Origin of the sequence: Roseiarcus fermentans (assembly GCF_003315135.1) — a bacterium.
In the GTDB taxonomy this organism is placed as follows: domain Bacteria; phylum Pseudomonadota; class Alphaproteobacteria; order Rhizobiales; family Beijerinckiaceae; genus Roseiarcus; species Roseiarcus fermentans.
Window position 1 is genome coordinate 53,274 of record NZ_QNRK01000035.1, and the last position, 19,322, is coordinate 72,595.

The 19,322-nt window shown below is 64.3% G+C and carries 22 protein-coding genes and 1 pseudogene; 3 read left to right on the forward strand and 20 right to left on the reverse strand.

Annotated elements, in window-relative coordinates; all coding sequences use genetic code 11:
* Positions 1-19: 19 nt before the first annotated feature.
* Positions 20-1,573: pseudogene (locus DFR50_RS24545) on the reverse strand (ISL3 family transposase).
* Positions 1,574-1,748: 175 nt separating this feature from the next.
* Here DFR50_RS24545 and DFR50_RS24550 point away from each other — a divergent pair.
* Positions 1,749-2,060, forward strand: coding sequence for a hypothetical protein (locus DFR50_RS24550; protein WP_113891909.1), 312 nt, complete (start codon positions 1,749-1,751; stop codon positions 2,058-2,060).
* Between the two features lie 78 nt (positions 2,061-2,138).
* On the opposite strand, the gene DFR50_RS24555 is transcribed toward DFR50_RS24550, so the two are convergent.
* The 19 genes from DFR50_RS24555 to DFR50_RS24645 all read right to left on the reverse strand — a co-directional run bounded on the left by DFR50_RS24555 (position 2,139) and on the right by DFR50_RS24645 (position 17,152).
* Entirely contained in the window at positions 2,139-2,552 is a 414-nt protein-coding gene (locus tag DFR50_RS24555) for a hypothetical protein (protein ID WP_147262901.1), read from the reverse strand.
* A 94-nt stretch (positions 2,553-2,646) separates the two neighbouring features.
* Complete coding sequence (locus DFR50_RS24560; RefSeq protein WP_113891911.1) at positions 2,647-3,540, reverse strand: hypothetical protein; 894 nt, start codon at positions 3,538-3,540, stop codon at positions 2,647-2,649.
* 310 nt (positions 3,541-3,850) lie between these two features.
* The gene (locus DFR50_RS24565; RefSeq protein ID WP_147262902.1) at positions 3,851-4,486 is read right to left on the reverse strand and encodes a hypothetical protein; all 636 of its coding nucleotides are present in this window, start codon (positions 4,484-4,486) and stop codon (positions 3,851-3,853) included.
* A gap of 440 nt (positions 4,487-4,926) precedes the next feature.
* A complete protein-coding gene (locus DFR50_RS24570; protein ID WP_113891913.1) occupies positions 4,927-5,697 on the reverse strand; it encodes a DUF1186 domain-containing protein in 771 nt (256 codons plus the stop codon).
* A gap of 217 nt (positions 5,698-5,914) precedes the next feature.
* Positions 5,915-6,121, reverse strand: coding sequence for a hypothetical protein (locus DFR50_RS24575; protein WP_147262903.1), 207 nt, complete (start codon positions 6,119-6,121; stop codon positions 5,915-5,917).
* A 163-nt stretch (positions 6,122-6,284) separates the two neighbouring features.
* Positions 6,285-6,767: an RES family NAD+ phosphorylase gene (locus tag DFR50_RS24580; protein ID WP_245428110.1), complete on the reverse strand. Its 483-nt coding sequence runs from the start codon at positions 6,765-6,767 to the stop codon at positions 6,285-6,287.
* A 105-nt stretch (positions 6,768-6,872) separates the two neighbouring features.
* Positions 6,873-7,598, reverse strand: a complete 726-nt coding sequence (locus DFR50_RS24585) for an antitoxin Xre/MbcA/ParS-like domain-containing protein (protein ID WP_113891916.1) — start codon at positions 7,596-7,598, stop codon at positions 6,873-6,875.
* A 246-nt stretch (positions 7,599-7,844) separates the two neighbouring features.
* The gene (gene repC, locus DFR50_RS24590) at positions 7,845-9,071 is read right to left on the reverse strand and encodes a plasmid replication protein RepC (RefSeq protein WP_113891917.1); all 1,227 of its coding nucleotides are present in this window, start codon (positions 9,069-9,071) and stop codon (positions 7,845-7,847) included.
* Positions 9,072-9,276: 205 nt separating this feature from the next.
* Entirely contained in the window at positions 9,277-10,281 is a 1,005-nt protein-coding gene (gene repB, locus DFR50_RS24595; protein ID WP_113891918.1) for a plasmid partitioning protein RepB, read from the reverse strand.
* A 118-nt stretch (positions 10,282-10,399) separates the two neighbouring features.
* Positions 10,400-11,596, reverse strand: coding sequence for a plasmid partitioning protein RepA (gene repA, locus DFR50_RS24600; RefSeq protein WP_113891919.1), 1,197 nt, complete (start codon positions 11,594-11,596; stop codon positions 10,400-10,402).
* Between the two features lie 290 nt (positions 11,597-11,886).
* On the reverse strand, positions 11,887-12,924 hold the full coding sequence (locus DFR50_RS24605; RefSeq protein ID WP_113891920.1) for a tyrosine-type recombinase/integrase: 1,038 nt from the start codon (positions 12,922-12,924) through the stop codon (positions 11,887-11,889).
* Positions 12,921-13,307, reverse strand: a complete 387-nt coding sequence (locus DFR50_RS24610; RefSeq protein WP_113891921.1) for a type II toxin-antitoxin system VapC family toxin — start codon at positions 13,305-13,307, stop codon at positions 12,921-12,923. The genes DFR50_RS24605 and DFR50_RS24610 overlap by 4 nt, the downstream gene beginning before the upstream one ends.
* The gene (locus DFR50_RS24615; protein WP_113891922.1) at positions 13,304-13,552 is read right to left on the reverse strand and encodes a type II toxin-antitoxin system VapB family antitoxin; all 249 of its coding nucleotides are present in this window, start codon (positions 13,550-13,552) and stop codon (positions 13,304-13,306) included. Before DFR50_RS24615 ends, DFR50_RS24610 begins: the two co-directional genes overlap by 4 nt.
* A 570-nt stretch (positions 13,553-14,122) precedes the next feature.
* A complete protein-coding gene (locus tag DFR50_RS24620; RefSeq protein WP_113891923.1) occupies positions 14,123-14,590 on the reverse strand; it encodes a PIN domain-containing protein in 468 nt (155 codons plus the stop codon).
* Positions 14,587-14,970, reverse strand: coding sequence for a type II toxin-antitoxin system prevent-host-death family antitoxin (locus tag DFR50_RS24625; RefSeq protein WP_113891924.1), 384 nt, complete (start codon positions 14,968-14,970; stop codon positions 14,587-14,589). The genes DFR50_RS24620 and DFR50_RS24625 overlap by 4 nt, the downstream gene beginning before the upstream one ends.
* A gap of 105 nt (positions 14,971-15,075) precedes the next feature.
* On the reverse strand, positions 15,076-15,267 hold the full coding sequence (locus tag DFR50_RS24630; RefSeq protein WP_210209031.1) for a hypothetical protein: 192 nt from the start codon (positions 15,265-15,267) through the stop codon (positions 15,076-15,078).
* A 222-nt stretch (positions 15,268-15,489) separates the two neighbouring features.
* Positions 15,490-16,524 carry a tyrosine-type recombinase/integrase gene (locus DFR50_RS24635; protein WP_113891925.1) on the reverse strand — a complete coding sequence of 345 codons (1,035 nt, stop codon included), beginning with the start codon at positions 16,522-16,524 and terminating at the stop codon, positions 15,490-15,492.
* Positions 16,521-16,907, reverse strand: a complete 387-nt coding sequence (locus DFR50_RS24640; RefSeq protein ID WP_113891926.1) for a type II toxin-antitoxin system VapC family toxin — start codon at positions 16,905-16,907, stop codon at positions 16,521-16,523. Before DFR50_RS24640 ends, DFR50_RS24635 begins: the two co-directional genes overlap by 4 nt.
* Positions 16,904-17,152, reverse strand: coding sequence for a type II toxin-antitoxin system VapB family antitoxin (locus DFR50_RS24645; protein ID WP_113891927.1), 249 nt, complete (start codon positions 17,150-17,152; stop codon positions 16,904-16,906). The genes DFR50_RS24640 and DFR50_RS24645 overlap by 4 nt, the downstream gene beginning before the upstream one ends.
* A 316-nt stretch (positions 17,153-17,468) precedes the next feature.
* Between DFR50_RS24645 and DFR50_RS24650 the strand changes: the two genes are divergently transcribed.
* Positions 17,469-18,416, forward strand: a complete 948-nt coding sequence (locus DFR50_RS24650) for a DUF1403 family protein (RefSeq protein WP_113891928.1) — start codon at positions 17,469-17,471, stop codon at positions 18,414-18,416.
* A gap of 6 nt (positions 18,417-18,422) precedes the next feature.
* Positions 18,423-19,163: an SMC-Scp complex subunit ScpB gene (scpB, locus tag DFR50_RS24655; protein ID WP_113891929.1), complete on the forward strand. Its 741-nt coding sequence runs from the start codon at positions 18,423-18,425 to the stop codon at positions 19,161-19,163.
* Positions 19,164-19,322 lie beyond the last annotated feature (159 nt).

The following is a 19,322-nucleotide window of genomic DNA, read 5'->3' on the forward strand; positions in this document are numbered from 1 at the left end:
GACGCACTTTTGATGACGGCTACGCGGCGCCGATGACGCGGGCTTGGAGCAGATCGAGTTTTCCTCGCCCGTACATCTGGCGCTTGACAAGCTTCAGCTTGCAGATTTGGCCTTCGGCTTGGCCGTTTGACCAGCCCGTCGAGATCGCGGCGCTCACGGCCGCTTTGTCCTTCATGACGCCGTTCGCGAATGACGCGACGAGGCTCGTCCTTGCGCGGTCAATCCACGGATCGAGTTCCGGTAGCGCCCGTCTTCGGATCATGCCTTGGAATTCCTCCACGAGCGCCCGCGCCTCGACCAGAAGTTCAACGCCGTCCTCAATCGCAGCGACGGTTACGGTCTCGGCCTTGGTGAGACGGTCGCGCCCGACCGTCATCAACCGGGCGATGGTTCGAGCGGACGGCGTGCGGCTTATTGCGCTCGCATCTGTCTTTTCCGATCGCCGTCGCCGTCCGCTCCACTCGCTGACGACGCGAAGGCATCCGCGAAATCCCTGCCGCCTCAGCGAGCGCCAGAGCTCAGAGCCGTTGCGACGCCCCGCTATCTATTGCTCGTCCAACCAGGGGAGATAGGGATCGAGCGAGCTGCTGCGAACGCGGAAGATGTCGGACCGCTGGCCACGAAGCACCTTTCGGGCGAGACCGCGGCTGTAACCGGTGCGCCGGACGATCTCCTTGATCGTCGCGCCCTCTTTGGCCATCGCAAGAATGGCGGCGTTGGTTTCTTCACGGCGCAGATACCCTTCATATTGGAGCTTCTCCGCCGCGGTGAGCAGGGCCGGATTGATCGTGGCCGCTCCGATCGCGGCCCGAATCTGGCGCATGGATTTGCGCACGGCGTCGAGGAACGCGTGGCTCGCGTTTTCCATCAAATGCCAACGGTCGGCGACCTGCACCGCGTTGGGCAGCGCCCTTTGGGTTGCCAGCGCGTAGCCGCCCCCTCGATCCCGAGCCACGACGGCGATCTGAGGCTGGTTCGTCAGCCACGCCTCGGCGGTCGCCGGTTCTCGATCCGGCAACAACGCGATCGTCTTTCGGCGTTCGAGATCACAGATCAACGTTCCGTATCGCTGGTTGCGACGCCAGGCCCAGTCGTCGATCCCGATGATCGCGGGGGGCGGGAAACTTGGGCTGCCATGCCTGCGCACGGCGCGAAGCAGGGTGTCGTTGCTGACCGGCATGCTCAACCGCCGGGCGAAGCTCGCCGCCGGGCGCCCGCCCAGGGCGAGCGCGAGGCAATGGACGACCTGATCGAGCCGAACTGTGCGCCGCGCCCATGGCTCGAGGACGTTGCAGTCGAAGCGTTCCGTGAAGATGCGGCGTGCACACAAAGCCGCGTCACAACGGAACCGCCGGGCGAGGAGCTTCAGGACGACGCGCTGTCCCGCGATCGGCAAGTCCGCCAAGCGTCGAAGATATCGGCTATGAATCCGATCCGAAAGGACGCCACAGGACGGGCACGCACTGATTGCGCCTGTCGCACGGATCGTAATGGCGGCGCTGTCGCGATCGCTAGACGTAGCGACAGCGGAGAACCCGGGCGGGAGCAACTTTGAGGCGTGGAGAGATGGCATGGCGCTGATTCCCTGCGAACCAGGCGAAACGGCGCCTCAACTTCATCAAAAGTGAGTCAGAGCCAATTTTGGACGCCGATCCCCCGCCTCAGGGGTCACTTTTCCACGCCGGATCACAGCGTGGTCTTCGCGCCGATCGTCCTGAAGATGGGCTCCGGATCCCAAGGAGCCCATCATGAAACCCCTCTATCCGCTCGCCCTCGTCCTCGGCGCCATGACTATGACCGGCTGCGCGCAGGGCAACCTTCGCACGCCCGGCAGCTACGCCGCCCTCGCCTCTCCCCCCGTCCGAAATCCTTGGTACGACCCCTACGCTGCCTATGGCTCCTCCGACGCGATCTGGCGGCCGCCCGTCTACGACCTTCAACGAACGATCGTGAAGCCGGTCGAGCCCGCTTCGCAGGCCTCACGCCCCGACTACGAGGGGGCGGAATGGGCGACGGGGGCTGGCGGAGGATCGACGCTACGGCCTCCCGGCACTTTCTGACGCTTTCTGAGCACTCCGTGAGCGGCGCTCCATTGGCGCCGCCCGCCCTTTTGCGAAGCCGCTTGGTCGAGGGCTGCGTCAGCGCGGCCAGAAGCCGCCGGGCGCGCTGAGATATTCCATCACCGTGACCTTGCGACGCATCCGGATCTGGTAGTTCTCGAGCCCGAACCGGAACGCCAGCAGGAAGAAGACCGCGCAGGCCGGCGTGAACTGCAACGCGGTCAGCGTCGCATTGGCGGTCCACGTCATTGTCATGAGCCGGTAGAGCCAGCCAAGAAAGAACAGCGCGCCGAGCCCGAGAAAAATCCAGGCGTTGCGAGCCGTCGACCCTTGCCGAACGGCGAGCGCATCCTCGAACGCCGCGCGCCGCTGGCCATGCAGAAACCCAGAGGCGTCGAGATCGAACGCGCCGGTCTCATCGAGCCGTATGCGCGAGGCCCCTGCCCGTCCGCCGGCGTTGAGATCGTCGAAATCCCGGCGGATCGCAGCCATGCTGTCGTCGATCCGGAGGAAGCGCCCGGGTGCGAATGCGGCGCGCCCCATGCGGCGAAAAACGCCAAGCGGTCGCGCATCGCCGCCCCGATCCTCAGCGCGCGGAGACATTGTGCGCTCCCTCGACCTCGGCGATCAAAGCCTCCCAGCTCTTCGGTATGCCGTCGATCTCTCCCGCCGTCCCATCCGACTTGCGCCAGACGAGTGTCGGCGTGCCCTTGAGCCCAATCTCTTCGGCGATTCGGTTGTTCTTCTGCAGAAGCGCGGGGGCCTCTTGCGACGCGGGTGCCCGAAAACTCTGATGATCCCACGCTTCCGCCATGCGCGCCGGGTCCCGGCTCAACAGAGACTCCGCCGCCGGCGTGCTTTGGCCGTTCGTCTCGTAGTCCAGGATCGAAATCGGAACGATCGCGAGCTGGATGCGCCCGGCCGCCACGTAGGGTTTGAGCTCGTCGAAGGCGCGCACCGAGTAGCTGCAATAGGGGTCGAAGATCATCCACAACCGCGGCGCGGCCGGATCGCCATTGGTTCCGAAGGCCGTATGCTCGACGCCGAGCAGCGCGTCGGCCTTGGCCGCGACTTCGAGCGTCTTCGATCCTTCCTTCTCGACCACCATGGTCGGGACTGCGCCGTCGATCTTCGAAACCTGCTCGCGCGTCAGATTCTTGCCCGTGGCGTCCCACATCACCCCGGCGATTGTCGATTGCCCGTCCGGCGTCACGTAGAGCACCTGGAACTCCTGGCCGTTGCGCAGATAGAGGCCGCGGAGCCCATGGATCTCGCCGAGCTCCTTCACCTGTCCCGAGGCGAGGGTCATCAGCTTGTCGACCGGAAGATCGAGCTGCGGGCCACCGACGACCACCTGGCCGTCGGGGGCGATCTGCAGGATCATGAACTGGTCGCCGCTGCGGGCGCTGACGGATCTCAGCCCGTGCGCTTCGCCGAGATCCAGAAGCTGTGCGCCGGTCGCAGCGATGTGCTTCAGCACTGGAACGGTCTCGACGTCGACCGGGGAGGCAAGCGCAAGTGGTGGTTCGCTTTGGCCGTCATTCGCGAAACGCGCGCCCGACGGAACCGACGGTTGCGCCGCAGGGGCAGTCCCAGGCTCGCTTTGGCCGCTCCGAACAACGCCGCCGTCATTGCTCGCGTCGCCTGGACCGGCGAACGCCGGCGTTGCAAACGCGACGAGACTGACGCTCATCGCGATGAGGAAATGTCTGGGCATGGGCTGAAACCTCCAATCGTCGGAAGCGCGACGCTTAAGAGGGTCCGGCGCGAACGAGAATTCCTCTCTCCAATCAGCCGACAGAACGGCGAGGCATCGGCGAGTCTCTCCCGTGAAGTCGACGATAAGCGAGGTAATCGAAGTCTCGCAGGTAGGAATCCTGCAACGCGAAAAGGCAGTCCATCGCGTTGAAAAAGTCCAACAGGTCGCTGAATATTTTTCCCTTCGCCCTGAGACCAACAGTCGTCATGGTTTCATAGCGCGCCACGCTCCAGACAGACTCGTGCAGCTCGGCCCACGCCATTGAGAGTGAGGAGCCGTCGCGAAGTTCGTCTAATCTTCCCGCTTCCTCGCTCTGCTCGACACAATCCCATCGCGCTTCGATCGCGGCCGTTTGCTCCTGGACCCGCTGGCACAAGGCCCAGAGCTCCGGCTCCAGAGCCCTCAGGCATTGCTCCCCGTCGCCGTCTTGAGCGAGCGCGCGAGCGCACTCTTCCATGTACTGCGGGGTCAAAACGACCCCCACCTCGCCTTCCGACAACAGAGACGCTGTCATAGCCACTTTCAACAGGAGCTCCTGGATCGTTGGCGCGGCCGCGTCGACGATCCTCCTCGCGAGTTCTGCTCGCTTGCGCCAGAGCGCGTCTATGTCGTCGGTCTGATGCGAGTGGCCCTGCACCGCCTCAATGTGCTTCAGACGCCACGTCACCACCACGTATTCGTAACAGCTGCGACAGACCGGGCCCTGGTTTTCCCAACCTCGGGACGATTGCTGGGAATCGTCGCCATACGAAGACCCGCAACCAAAGAGTTCATCGCCTCGAAGCATGTCTGGCCCCATGTTCCCGAATATAATCCGATGATAGTCCACGTCTCCCGTAAGTCAAAAACGCACTTAACCGTGTATAAACAACGGCCTCAGTACCCGCATTGCGATATGTTGCATTGTCATATGGACCGCCACACCCAATACAACTCGACAAGTGTATGTGGGCCGCGGCACCGTACTGACGACTGACCTAACATAGTGCGCCGCACTATGGAATCCTTCGGTCACAAAAAACACACAAAAAATGCGTCGAGTCTCTCAAAAGAACTGGTAAACAGTGCGTGCGGCGTGCCTCGTGCGCGATCGCCACGCCCCGGAGATCACGATTCCACCCACGACTCCAACTCCTGGACTCCAGCAAACGCTTGGAGCTCGTCGCCCGGTCGACAAGGAGCGTCACGATGCGCGACGGCGTATTCCAGATCCTCTTGAAATTCTTCGTAGGTGCTCTCGACCAACAGCTCCGAGTCATGAGCCTGCCGAACAAGCGGCGCAAGATCGGTCAGCGCCAGGCGAGAAACCAGCTTCTCCCATCCCGACCAGATCAACGACTCCTCTTCGTCACGCGAAAGTTTTCCAAACGCCTGTCGCGCAAAATCCGCCGCAACCGTTCGATCGAGTTTTCCCTCGAGCGCAATCAGCGTCAGCGCGTGCCATTGCCAGAAGCGAACGGACCGGTCGGCGCCGCCATCGAGGATGATGTCGAAAATGACCTGCGGGTCGCCGTCGTATAGCGACGCCATGATTCGATAGCCCGGCTCCTCGAGCGCCGGCTCGCCGAGAAGATTATCGTGGCTGACCCAGGGAAATCGCATCAAGCGCGCGAACGGACGATACGCTGCTCTTTCACGCCAGTCCGCGAGCAGGAAGACGCCAAAGAACAGCGGCGAGGTCGCGTTCAGGAATCGTTTCACCTTGGCCTTTGGGAATCCTGCGGCATCGAGGTTCTCGATCTCTGCGACTGCTTGCGCCAACTTTTCCAGCAGAAGCACACCGACCTCGGAACGCTGCGCTGACGCAGCCTCAAGCGCCTCTCCGGGCCAACGGTCATGGCCTTGCGACAAGACCTTCAGGATTTGCGACGGCGTCATGGCGATTCGTTCCTTTCTCGCGTTCGTCGTCGCTCATCTCCGATGCCGGCGCGAACATGAACATGCGATTGAAACGAAGCGATTGGGAACCGCGCCAGCACGCGCTTCATCGCTTCCGGATGGCGCGCTACCCTCTGGGCCAATTTGAGAAGCGAGACGCTCGCCGCACGGCTATTTCCACCGCAAACCAGGCGATCCGCCCGATCCCGGGCGCCACTCAGTCGAGATCTTCCTCGACGATCATACGGTCGATGTTCGTAAGCTTCTTGGCGATCTTAACCAAGGCCTCGCGTAACGGTTCCGAAGTCGTGTACTGTGCGCTCACGCCGAAGGCGGTTTGAACCAAGCTCATTTCATAGGGCGACAGCGTCTCGCGCCGTATCCGCCGCTTCCCCTTCTCGGTCGTCAATTTTTCCGTCGGCACTGTCTCGGTTCCTTCGTCGGGCGCTAGCGAGCGTCACCGACGGAGCGGCAAGGAAGAGAGATTACGTAACGCCATCACCGCCGCCGCCGCAAGGGGACCGGGTGCTGACTGATCGCCCGGGCCTGGGCGCCCGCAGGGCGTGGAGATGAAGCTTCGGTTCCGATTATCCCTCGTTGACGAGCGTTACACCGAGAGCGTTCAATGCCGGAATGAGCGCACGGAGCCGCACGATGTCGACCGCCTTGCTCGCCATGAGTTTCGTCGCTACCGCGCGGTCATAAACTGCGATGCATTGTGCCGCAGTGAGGCGAGAAAGATACAAAATCCCATCGACGGCGAAGCGCTTGTAGAATTCCTGGCTCAAGAGGCGACCGGTCTCCTGCGCCTTTGCGCGGCTTGCGTCCGTGGTCACACCACGCTTCAGGAGGCCGGTCGTTCTGAGATCGACCACGATCAGCGGTGACCGGACGGTGATCGTCGATGCGGCCCAATCCGAGACCTCACTTGCGTGCAGAGTGCGATCGGTCTGGTCTTCGAAGCGATCTCGAACAATCGTCTCCGCGACCCCAGTCATAAGGTCTCGAGCGAGATAGACGAGTTGGAAGGACCGGTCGGGACTCGCGAAGCGAGTCTGTCCGTAACCCATTCCGAGGGGCTGCCCCGAATGAACTTTGGGTATCACCCTCAGATAATTGCGGGGCTGGAACCGGATCGACAGTTCCCGGACGATTTCCGGATCCAGCTTCACGAACTAGCCGAAGTCGCGTTCGGCTGCGGCGGCGACCTCGGCGATGCGCCCCTGCTTCAGGCGCTCGAGGGGCGGAGTCTTGTCTCCCGTCGGGTGCGGCCTTGTCAGCCAAAGCCACGCGGCGCGAGGATTGGCGATGATCTTCGTAATCCGCGCCATGCCTTCGATGGGACGTCCATCGATGAACTGAGCCAGCGGGTAGACGTGCTTCCGCTCACCCTTCAGCAAGCCGATGACGGCTCCACGTTTTTGCCAGTCGTGCAGTGTCGAACGCCTCGTTCCGAAATCCCGCTCGATCTTTCCCGGGCCCGCCACTGAGCCAGCCCAGTCTTCCAGCCGAACCGGAGTGGCATATGCGGCGACGCGGTTGCGGCCTTCCTCCACCGGCAGCAGTTCGCCAAATCCCTCACCCTGGCTCTCCTCGACCGGCGCCTGGGCCGCTACGGCAATGAGACGCTTGTTGGCCGTCCTGCCGGAGGCCAGCCTGGATACCGGATCGACAAAAGCTTGGGCGACTTCTTCGGCAGGATGCACGATCCGGGACTGCTGCAGGGGCGAGTGTTTCGCGGCGATCTTCAAAGTTGCAACGACGGCGCGCACTGTCGTCTCGATCTCGGCCTTGGGCGCCGCGGGATTGTGCTTGATCAAAACGGCCGCGATGTCGTTGGCCGCCGACCTTGTGATCGTAACTGGCGCTCTCGCGTGCTTCTGAGTGTTGCTCGGCGCCATGACAGTCTCCGCTTGGGTGGAAGGATGTATAGTCCAGATGGCACGGAATGTCCAGATCGTCCGATTGAGACGGCGCCAGCCGGATCGAGCCTATGTTTCCGCCGCGTCTTCGATGGCGACACGAAAGGTCACAGGGTCGCCGAGATCGCAGCTCCCTGACCAGAGGCCGGGTCGTTCTGAAATGCGTTCGATTGAGCACCCCGGAATTTGATGCCGTGACGACAAGCATGCCGTACTCTTGGTGGCTTAGGCGCGCCTTTTTTGTCGAGCGGAGATGAGCGCCATCAGCATCGGCCCGATCGAAAAGGTGTTCGCTTGCGCCTTGCGGGTGAGTTCCCGGAGATAGCCTCCAGCGCTCGTGATCGCATTTCCGCGTTGGAGGATTGCTGCGATCACGATCGCGGCGGATTTCTCACCCAGGATGGTCTGCGCCTCCTCCCAGGCGCTCGGGCTGACGCCGAGCGCGGATCGCACGACGCTGGCGGCCGCAAGAAGGTCTCGCCAATGCGAGATGCCCCCTCGAGCATAATCGTTGATGTCGGGGCAGGCGTCGAGAACCATACCCAAGGGGAAGACGGTCTCCCCTACCCTCTTGAGCTCGGGATGAAGGGCGATGGGTTCGCCGACCCCGCTTCTTTCGGAAGCCGGTTCAAGATCAATAAGGGGTTCTGGATTTGAATTCTGTATGTGACGCTCAATCTGGGACTCATTGGCGCTCATATTTGTTGTTTCGGCCTGCGTTTCCAGGAGGATGCGGATATCGTCGGCAAGTTGGGATAACGTTTCGGCAGCCTCCTCGAGTTGCTGCCGCGTTGCGGCCCTGGGAAGGCCCTCCACAGCCGCCCGGAAGGCTGCGTGGACGTCCTGCCAGCTTGCCGGCCCCCGCCCTTCCCTGCGCGTCGGAACGCCTTCCTCGATCCCCGTTGCAATCATCTTGGCGATGTCGCGCCGGCAGAGCGTGATCCGTTCCCGGGCGAGTTTGACGGCGCGCGCTTCCGCTTCGATCTCGGCGGCCAGGCCCTCGAACTCCTCGGCGCGGGCGATGAGCGGTGAGAGGTCGAAGCCGAACGCGAACTGAAGCTCCCCTCCCCTGCCCTTCCGCGCGTAGCGTTTGCCGTTCGGGCTGTCGCGACGGAGCACGAGCCCGGCGTCGACCAGGCCTGCCAGATGCCGGCGCAGCGTCGAGGCGGGCATCCCATGCGCTCGCAAAGAGAGTTGCTCATTCGAGGGGAAGACGATCAGGTCATCCCCCGAGAGCGTCGTCTCCGGATAGAAGCTCAGCAGGGCGTTGAGCACGCTGAGCGCCCGCTCGGACACGCCGAGTCGAGGCCGCGCGAGGCAGATGGCGCGAAACACCTGCCACTTGTGGACGACCTTGTCCGGCGGTCGGCGTGAAGCGACGACCTGCGCCGCCACATGGGCAAGCGTCAATGATCGCCGCCCAAAGGGCGTCGTCGGTTGATGAGTCTGCATGTCCTTGCCTCAGTCGGGCAAAGGAAACCTGCTCACCGGAACGGCGCGACTCTTGACAGTGATTCGCGGAAAGGAGTACTGATGAGTTGCCAGAAACATCAGTAGGGCCTTCCGGAGCGGCGACGTTTCGGGGGGCCTTTTTCTTTGCCTGAATGCTCCTTGGTGCGGGTGAACGTGGGCTACGCGGTGAAAACGGGCGAGCCGATCAGCGGCCCTGCAGATAGTCCTCTCTGAGCGAAGCTAGTCGACCTTCGATCCAGTCGGCGAACGAAACGCCATCGGAACGCGGTGCAGCGTCCCTCGAGATTGTCAGCGTCGCGGCCTTGGCCGTCTTCTTGATCGTCATGTAGACGCCGGCGGCGTCGGAGAGACTTGCAGCGCGGGAAACGTCCGGCTCGCCCGCCGCGGGCGACGCCAGCGCGGCTAAGACGGCCTCGAAACGCTCATCGGATGACAGGGCCTGAAAGTCGGGTTTGACAATGAGTTTGTCCCAGACGGTCCTGTCTCTCGGAACATGCGGAATGAGCGCGAGCCATCTCCGCCTCCCTACACCTGGGGCAGGACCGATTGCGACGATCAGATCTTCCGGGATGCGCTCGGCAACCTTGACCGACTCGGAGACGGTCGACACGGGCGCCGCCAGAGCGGCGGCAATGCGAATGATCGCCATGCCGCGCTCGTTGAGCCGCCGTGCGTACAAGCAGCGCTCGACGAAGGAGGTGTTCTTTCGCTCGTTGTTTTCCTGGCCTTGGGCGACGAGCGCGTCTTCCTCGGACATGTCGGCCACGACGGCGCGGACAGCGATCATCGCGGCCTTCGCGATCCCGATTCTTCGGTGGCCGTATACCGTGACGTATCGATCCGGGTCCCCAGATTTTGGCCGAACGAGCACCGGCACGCGTTGGCCGTCGCGAAGAATGCTCTCGCGCAGGCTGTCCATGTCCTGCGAGTCCGGATCGTCGAGGCGGTCCCGGACCGGAGAAGGGTCGATGAGGTCAGGGTTGAGGTCGACGACGTGCTTGCCGGAGGCGAGCATACGCTGCAAGTCAGCGACTTGGCCGGCTTCATCGTTCATTTCACGGAGCAAAGAACCGAGTTTTCCGACCGCTGCGATGGGCCGTGGCGCCGGAGCGGAAGCAACGTTGGGGGCAGGGGGACGATCCGCGCTTCCCGAAGAAAATGCGTGGTTCAGGAGATTTTTGCGGCTCATAGCGCTGCCCCATTTGTGCGCCCGCCAGCAACGGCGATGAATTTCGCCGCGGCGAAAGTTTTCGGAATGCCCGAAATCGCGCGCATGGCGAACCCGATCGCCGGAAGGGTCCAGGCGGTCACTTTCGACCCCACGCCGACCGGATCAGACCAAGGATTTCCGCATTTACAGAGTTCACGCTTTCGAGCGCCCGATCATATGTGGATCGAGTGACCTGGGCTCTCTCAATCTCGTAGATTGTCTGGCTAGTGATTCCGGCATCCGAGATTGCCGATGACTTGACCGTTGGATTCTTGAGAACGTAGTCGCCGAAAATCATGCGCAGGAAGGCGGCCATCTGGCTTTGCGGTCCGTCACTCGGCTCGAACCGGGTAATCAGGTACCGGAGCCAATCATAGTTGCTGCGCGGACGTCCCGACGCTTTGGCGACTGTGTCGAGCAGAGAGCCGAGCATGATAAGGAACTGTGCCATGCTCATGACGTCGAGCATTTGGGGGTGGACTGTGATCAAGATCGACGTGGACGCGATCAGGCCCGCGAGCGTCAGATAGCCAAGTTGTGGAGGGCAATCGATGACGACGACGTCGTAGTCGTCGGCGATAGGACCAAGCGCCTCCGCAACGCGTGGGAAGACGAGCCGGTTGAGCGTCCTGTCGGCAAGGGCCCGCGGCGCCTCGTGTTCGTACTCCATCAGTTCGAGGGCGCCTGGGACGACGTCGAGCTTGGGGATGTAGGTCTTGCGAATGATGGACTGAATGGGGACTGGCGTGCCGTCGAACCGAAGCGAGCCGTACAGGCTTTCACTAGGACCGACGGATGTCTCAGGGGCTATGCCAAAGAGCGTCGTGAGGCTCGCCTGCGGATCGAGGTCGATGGCGAGCGTGCGGTATCCGCTCAGCGCGAGATATTGAGCAAGGTTTGCGGCCGTCGTGGTTTTAGCCGACCCGCCCTTGAAATTCACGACGGCGATGAGTTGCAGGTGCTCACCGTCCCGGCGGCGAGGGACAAACTTCACCGGGTTGCGGGATTTAACCGCCATCGCCTCGCGGACCGCATTGAGATCGTCGAGCGAGTACGCCCGGCGGTTGTTGTCTAGCGCGAGGCCTTTGATTGTCGCTGCGGTCTGGCGCAAGTAGCTGTCGTTCACGCCGAGAAAGTGCGCCGCTTCCGCAGGAGTGAGTCGGCGAAATTCCTTCGCGGCGGAGGGCGGAAAGCTTGCGAGGCGATGCATCGCAAGCTCATCGACGAGACGCTGACCCTGATCGAGGATCAGAGCCTCCAGCGAGAGGCGGGTTGGTTCGGAGATCATCGTCATCGGCGGTGCGCAGTCGATATTGAGCGAATAAGCGTCGTTACGTGATGTCCCGATTCCCGTGAGTCGCGCAAGGAGTTTTTCGTTAACAGACTCTTAACGGTCAGGTCTTCTCCGACCGAAACATCGGCTCGGCCGTTGACGATCCAGTGGGTTTTGGAATCGTTCGCGGATCTCCGATTCCACCCATTCGTTGGACATCCGGTCGCGCTCCCGCGTTTGCATTCGATTTTTGGTTTAGCGTTTCGACCCAGTAGGGCAGGGGACTAGGGTATGGAGGCCGACTCCCTCGATCACAGCCCCGCCGCCTTGGTCATGTTGATCCGGAAGCGGTCGCGGCGCCGCTGGTAGCGGCGGGTCATTTCCGCCGAGGCGTGGCCGAGATGTTTCTGGACGTAGCGCTCGTCGATCTCGGCCGACGAGGCGAGACCGGCGCGCAGCGAATGCCCGGAGAACTTCTCCTCCCGATCGCGTTCGGAGAGATCGCCTCGAACGCCGGCCGTGACCGCGAGGCGCTTGATGAGGCGCGCGACGTGGCGGTCGTTGAGGCTTTCGGATCCGACCGCGCGCCCGACCACCGCCCGGAACACAGGGCCGCGCGCGATGCGCGCAAATTTCAGCCAGGCCTCGAGCGCGGCGACTGGGCAGGTCCGCTCGGACGAGCCGCGCCCGATCTCGACCTCGCGCCAGCCGGTTTTCCCACGCAAGGTGAGGAGCACGCCCTTCTCGAAGAATTCCGGCCAGCCCGATCCCTCGAGCGAGTCCTCGGGGCTCATCACGAGGCCGGCGATTTCCGAGCGGCGCAGCCCGCCGGCGAAGCCGAGCAGCAGGATCGCCCGGTCGCGCAGGTTGCGTAAGGTCGACGGGGGCAGGGCGTCGAGCATCGCCACGACATGCTCCGGCAGCAGCGCCTCCTTCTGCACGGGCGGTCGGCCATGGGTGCGGCGGACGCCGGCGAGCACGGTCGCGACATGGCGGTCCTTGCGGTCGAAGGGCAGGGACCTCTGGGCAAAGTTCCAGACCAGCGCCGAGAGCCGGCGCTCGATGGTGCCGACTGTCCGGGCCTTGCCGCCTGCGCCCTTCGCGCCGGAAGCGAGCGCCGCAAGATAGAGGCCGACGCATTCGGGGTCGGCGAGCGGCCGGAGGTCGAGGCCCTGGCGGGCTCGCCAGCGCAGATAGTCGCGCCAGTCGGCGGCGTAGGCGCGGTTGGTGTTCTCGGAAGTCGCGGCGCGGGCGTAGGCGCGGGCGGTCTCGACCAGCGGCTCCAGCTTCGCGGGGAGGGGGGCATCGCTCGGTTGTTCGCCCTCCGGTAGGGCAGGGGGTCTGCTCATGTGGGCCTGATGTCGGTCAGGGCGAAATCGGCGCCCTTGAAAAGCAGGTCTTCGCCCGTGGCCTTGGCGAGCGCATAGGAGAAACAGTCGCCAAAGTTCAGACCCGCCTTGTGGCGGCCTTTGCCGAAGTCGAGAAAGGCCTGCCGGGCCAATTCGCCGTGCTCGAGGGTGACCGGTTCGATGACGACGCCGGCGCGTCGAAAAAAGGCTTCGGCCTGGCGCATGCCGTCAGGACCGAGCTGGCTTTCGATCACCATCGACAGTTCGACATAGTTCGCGACGCTGATGCGGCAGACGTCGGCGGCATGAATCCGTTCGATGAAGGCCTGAGCCTCCGGCTCTCGGTAGAGGATGGCGACGAGAGCCGAAGTGTCGACGATCATTTCGGGAGGCCGTGCTCGTCGTAGAGCAGTGCGGCGTGGTCGAGGTAAGGGCCTTTGACGTGCGCGGCCGCCCGGTCGGCGATCGCCAGCAGCTCCTCGACGCTAGCCCGCGCGCTCCGTCGCTCGATCTTGTCCAGCCGTTCGCGTAGGGCCTCGGTGACGACGCGAGTCATGGTCTCGCCCGTGGCGCGAGCGATCCGTTGTGCGAGCCGGTGGGCCTCAGGATCCTTGATGTTCAGGCTCATCGGCCAGGGTCTTTCTCGTCTTTCGCAACTTTGTCTACCTTTCTACATCGCCTTGCTCGCGTCGTCGAGGATCTCGGCAGGGATGGTTGACTTGGGCGCGGGGGTTGCGCCATCGGCCTTCGCGCCCCGGCCAGTCTCGAGAACTCCGGCGCGAGTCTCATCAATTCCGCTCCGGCCGGTCTCACGAACTCCGACTCGGAATCTCACAAACCCTGCTCCGCAACGGGGCCCAAGGCGCTCAAGTCTCGACAGTTCCGGGCCGTTCGACACCCGCGTGCGTGGGGCTACCGAAGCGTCCAGGCCTCGGATACGGGCCGCCGGCGTCGCCAACCAGCGGCTCGCAGCGCGTTCCAGGGCGCGGTCTGGGGGTCAAATCGGGTCTCCCGGGCTCGAGAATCGGCGCCCACTTCTATAAAGACGATCATGTCCGATAATGCCCGATACGGGCGGAGAGCGCTGGTTTTTACAACGGCCTCCTCTGCCCCCTGGAGCGCGGCTTCACTCCGTCAGCTTGTCGGCGGATAGCGCCAAACCAAGCTCTCGGCTCGATCCAGAGGGTTCTTGAAGCGCCTACCTCCGTCGAGGCGGACTCAGTGGAAACGCACCGATGTCGTCGCGCCATGGATCGAAGACTGCAGCTCCACTGTGCTGCAAATCCTTCGTGTTGCGAGAAACCAGATACAGGTCCGCCTCGATCGCCGTCGCCGCAAGCAAGGTATCGAAGACGGGCGGCGGATGGCCCGTCTTTCGTTTCACCCGCCCGGAGATGGCCCCCCAACGGCGGACGGCGGAGTCGCTCAGCGCCAAGATTCGGCCGGCGAAACGATTCTCGAGCGCGTCTCGAGCCGCGATGTAGCGTTCGACATGGGAATCGTTGTCGGTAAGATTGGCGATGCCTTTGTCGTACTCCGCGAGTGTCAGGATGCTCAGAAAGAGGCGGCGCTCATCGACCATGCGCGCCCACGCCTTGACGCTTGGCGCTCCGCCCGGAGCAATGAGAGAGGCGATGACGTTCGTATCCACAAGCCAGCCAATCAAAGCGAGGGTTCCCGGCCAAGGTCGCGATCGCGCGTCAGGTCCAAGTCTTCGATGTGGAGGCTCTCCAGAAATTGAACGAGCGGGAGGGCCTCTGGGCTGGGCGGCAGCAGTCGTTCGAGTTCGGCGGCGTCGATGATTGCCACCGCCTGTTTGCCCCGCACGGTCACGTATTGCGGTCCCTGTTCATGGGCGCGCCTGACGACTTCACTGAATCTCGCCTTCGCCTCTTCCAATCTCCATGTGGCGCGGGGCTCCTGCGCCGCGGTCAATTTTGCCGCGGCCGTGCCCTCATCGCGCTTCGCACGAGGCTGGCGCGCTGGCGACACCGTTTGACCCTTGAGAGACGCAAACTTGGACGCCGCGCGCTGCTTCTTAGCCATCGAAGCGTGCTCCTGACTAACTAGTCAGATGTTACGTCGTTCTGGCGCAGATGGCGACTACGAAATCAGATTCTCCCGCCCTCTCGCCCTTGGCGGGGCGCGACTTCACTCTGCCCGGTTGCCCGTCGATGGCGCCCATCCCAATTTCTCAGCTTGATCCAGGAGGTTCTTGACCGAGGATGCCGCCCATTGACGGCCGCCACGGGGGGTTCGCTCGCGCATGGTCTCGAGCTGGGCGCCAATGGCCCGAAGCGACATTTCCGGATTTGCCATGGCGATGCCCGCGACCATCATCATCAGGCGATCCTCGGGCGGTCTGCGCGGGGTCCTTTCCAGCAGGTTGGCGTCCGCCAGCCGCTCTCGTACGGCTCTTCCAACGGCTCGCCGCAAGCGCTCGTGTCGCTTTTGCTTAGCGATTTCAATTTGAAACGCTTAGCCAAAAACTTGGCGTTCCCATTTGTCTAAGCGTTTCACACCCAATAGGGCAGGGAACCCGGCAACGGCGGCCGATTTCCTCGATCACAGCCCCGCCGCCTTGGTGAGATTGACGCGGAAGCGGTCGCGACGTCGCTGATAGCGGCGGGTCATTTCCGCGGAGGCGTGGCCGAGATGTTTCTGGACGTAGCGCTCCTCGATCTCGGCTGATGAGGCGAGCCCGGCGCGCAGCGAATGCCCGGAAAACTTCTCCTCCCGGTCACGTTCGGACAGATCGCCGCGAACGCCCGCGGCAACCGCCAGGCGCTTGACCAGGCGCGCGACGTGGCGGTCGTTGAGACTTTCGGATCCTACCCCTCGCCCCACCACCGCCCGGAACAGGGGCCCGCGCGCGATGCGCGCGAATTTCAACCAAGCCTCGAGCGCGGCGACCGGACAGGTAGCGTCCTTTGAGCCGCGACCGATCTCGACCTCGCGCCAACCGGTTTTGCCGCGCAACGTGAGGAGCACGCCTTTCTCGAAAAATTCCGGCCAGCCCGTCCCTTCGAGCGAATCCTCGGGGCTCATGACCAGGCCCGCGATTTCCGATCGGCGCAGGCCGCCGGCGAAGCCGAGGAGCAGGATCGCCCGGTCGCGTAGGTTTCGGAGGTTCGACGGGGGCAGGAGGTCGAGCATCGCCAGGATATGATCCGGCAGGAGCGCCTCCTTCTGCACCGGCGGCTGGCCATGAGTGCGGCGCACGCCCGCGAGCACGGTCGCGACATGGGGGTTCTTTCGGTCGAAGGGCAGCGCCCTCTGGGCGAAATTCCAGGCGAGCGCCGAGAGCCGGCGCTCGATGGTGGCGACGGTGCGGGCCTTGCCGCCTGCGGCCCCGGAGGCCATCGCCGCGCAATAAAGGCCGACGCATTCCGGGTCGGCGAGGGGCCTAAGGTCGAGACCCTGGCGCGCGCGCCAGCGCAGATAGTCGCGCCAGTCGGCGGCGTAGGCCCGGTTGGTGTTCTTCGACGTCGCGGCGCGGGCGTATGCTCGGGCGGTCTCGACCAGCGGCTCGAGCTTTGCCGGGAGGGGGATTCCGCCCGGTTGGTCATCATCGGGTAGGGCAGGGGGAGTTGTCGTCATGCGGGCCTGATGTCGGTCAACGCGAAATCCCGGCCCTTGAACAGGAGGGCTTCGCCCGTGGCCTTGGCGAGCGCGTAGGCGAAACAGTCTCCGAAGTTCAAGCTAGCCTTGTGGCGGCCTTTGCCGAAGTCGAGGAACGCCTGGCGCGCAAGTTCGCCGTGTTCGAGGGTGACCGGTTCGATGACGACGCCGGCGCGGCGAAAGAACGCTTCGGCCTGGCGCATGCCGTCAGGACCGAGCTGGCTTTCGACGACCATCGACAGTTCGACATAATTCGCGACGCTGATGCGGCAGACGTCGGATCCATGAATTCGTTCGATGAAGGCTTGGGCCTCCGGCTCGCGATAGAGGATGGCGACCAAAGCGGACGTGTCGACGATCATTTCGGGAGGCCCTGCTCGTCGTAGAGCAACTCCGCGTGGTCGACATAGGGGCGTTTGACGTGCGCCGCCGCCCGGTCGGCGATCGCCAGCAGTTCCGCGACGCTTGCCCGACTTCGCGCCGCCTCGATCTTGGCGAGGCGGTCGCGCAGGGCCTCGGTCACGACCCGTGTCATCGTCTCGCCGGTTGCGCGTGCGATCTCCTGGGCGAGGCGGTGGGCCTCCGGATCCTTGATGTTGAGGCTCACGCTTGCTGGCCTTTCTCGCAAATCGCCAAATCGTCTACCTTTCTACACCAAGCGGCGCGGATCGCCTATCTTTTCGTCGGGGACCCCCTGGTCGAGCCTCGGCGGGCACGGCCGCGTTCGGGAACGGCCAGCGCGCTCCAGGGCGCGATTTGGGGGTCAAATCGGGTCTCCGGGGCTCGAGAATCGGCGCCCACTTATATAAAGAGGATCATGTCCGATAAGGCAAGGTTATCGGACATGAATTTCGCCCGACAGGTGGGGCGCTTTCCTGCGCGAAGGATGGCCGGAAGCGCCGCCGTGGGGTAGGTTTGCGACGATGATTCGTGTCGACCCCGTTCCCTTCGACCCGCCCCGCGCCCCGACCTGGGCGCGGCCAAGCGGGTCGTTTCGCGACCTTTCCGAGGCCGAGGCGCTCTATTTCGCCGGCGCGGCGCTGTCCGCGCTCGATTCCGTCGCCAAATCCGAGCCGCCGTGGGCCGGCGTTTTTCGCCGCCGCCTCGCCCTGAAGTCCGCCGCCGCGGTCGCCCAGAACCTGCTCCAACGCCCCGAGGACGAGGCGGCGCTGCGCGACGCCGTCGCGCTCGGGAAGCCCGGACAGGATTTTGGGCCGGCGGGACGGGTCTACTCGGCGTTCCGGAGGCTCGGCGGCCCCGGCGACCCGTTCCGTCCGAAGCGGCTCGCGGTCGTCGCTGCCGATCTCCAGGCTCCGCTCGACCTCGACAGGGCCGGGGAGCTCGCCGCCGCGCTCGAGCAGGCCGCCGCGCGCGGCCGGCCGGCCCCGCTCGCGGCCGCCGCGGCCGCCGCGGCGGTGATCAAGATCCGCGCCGACGCCGAGCCGCTCGCCCTGTTCTGCGCCGACGCCGCGCTGGCCAGGGCGCTCGGCTGGCCGGCCGCGCTGCCGCTGCTCGCCGGCGAATTGTTCCAGCGGCGGTCTTGGGGCGAGGGCCGGCGGCCGCGCCCAGGGGAAACCGGCTGGGCGAAGCTCGCGGCGCTCGCTTACGCCCGCGCAGCGCTCGCCGCCCTCGACCTCGCCCAGGATCTTTCCCGCCGGGCCGCCCGGCTCGCCGACGCCGCGCCAAAGCTGCGGGCGAAAGGGAAGACGGGCGCGCTCGCGGCGCTGCTCGCCGACGACGCCGTCGCCGCCGCCGCGCCCATCCCCGGTTTGAGCGATCGCGCCCGCCGGCGCCTGTTCGAGCGCCTGGTCGTTCTCGGCGCCGCGCGCGAGCTGACCGGCCGCTCGACCTTTCGCTTGTACGGGCTCTGAAACGCCATGGCGCGCCGGCCGACCCGGGAACCCGACTTCGACCGCGAGCTTTCCGACCTGCCGCCGGAATTGCGCTGGCGCGAATGGAAGGCGCGGGTCGAGGCGGTGCTGTTCGCCGCGGCCAAGCCGGTCGGCCGCGACGTCCTGGCGCGGGTCGTGGGCCGCGATTGCGCCCTCGAGCTCCTGCTCGACGATCTCAGCGAGGATCTGAGGGGCCGGCCGATCCAACTCGTCAGGGCGGGGGAGAGTCTTGCACTTCACACCCGACCCGCCTTCGGACCGGCGGTGCGGGTCGCCTTCGACATCCCCGCCGGCGCGAAAGAGCTGACGAAACTCGAGGCGGGCGTGCTCATGGCGATCGCCATGTTCCAGCCGGTGACAAGGGGCGAGCTCACGGAGACGTTCGGCAAAGAAATCTCGCGCGACCTGATCGCTTCGCTCCGCGACGATGGGCTGATTGCGGCGGGGCCCCGCAGCCCAACACTCGGGGCGCCCTACGCCTACGTCACTACGGAGAAGTTCTTGCTCGAGTTCGGGTTCGAGTCGCTGCGCGACCTGCCGGATCTGGAAAATCTCAAGGATGCGGGGCTTCTCGGCGCGGCGAGCCGGGAACTCGGACGAGCGCGGCTTGCCCCGGAAAGCGCCACGGGCGACGCGCTCCCTGACGAAGCGAGCCTGCTTGCCGATCTCGCAGGCGTCCTCGATCTCGAGGCCGAAGTGGACGAGCCCGAGGAGGATGCGGCTTAACGCCTGTTCCCGAGAGACGAGGACGACCGGACTGCGGCGATCTCCGGGAAGCGGTCGCGGCGGTTGTCAGGCTCCGTCTTGAGCTGAGAACTCAGACGCAATGAAATCAGTTGCTTAAGTGCATCCATGATATTTGAGAATATCCATTTAATTTGATAA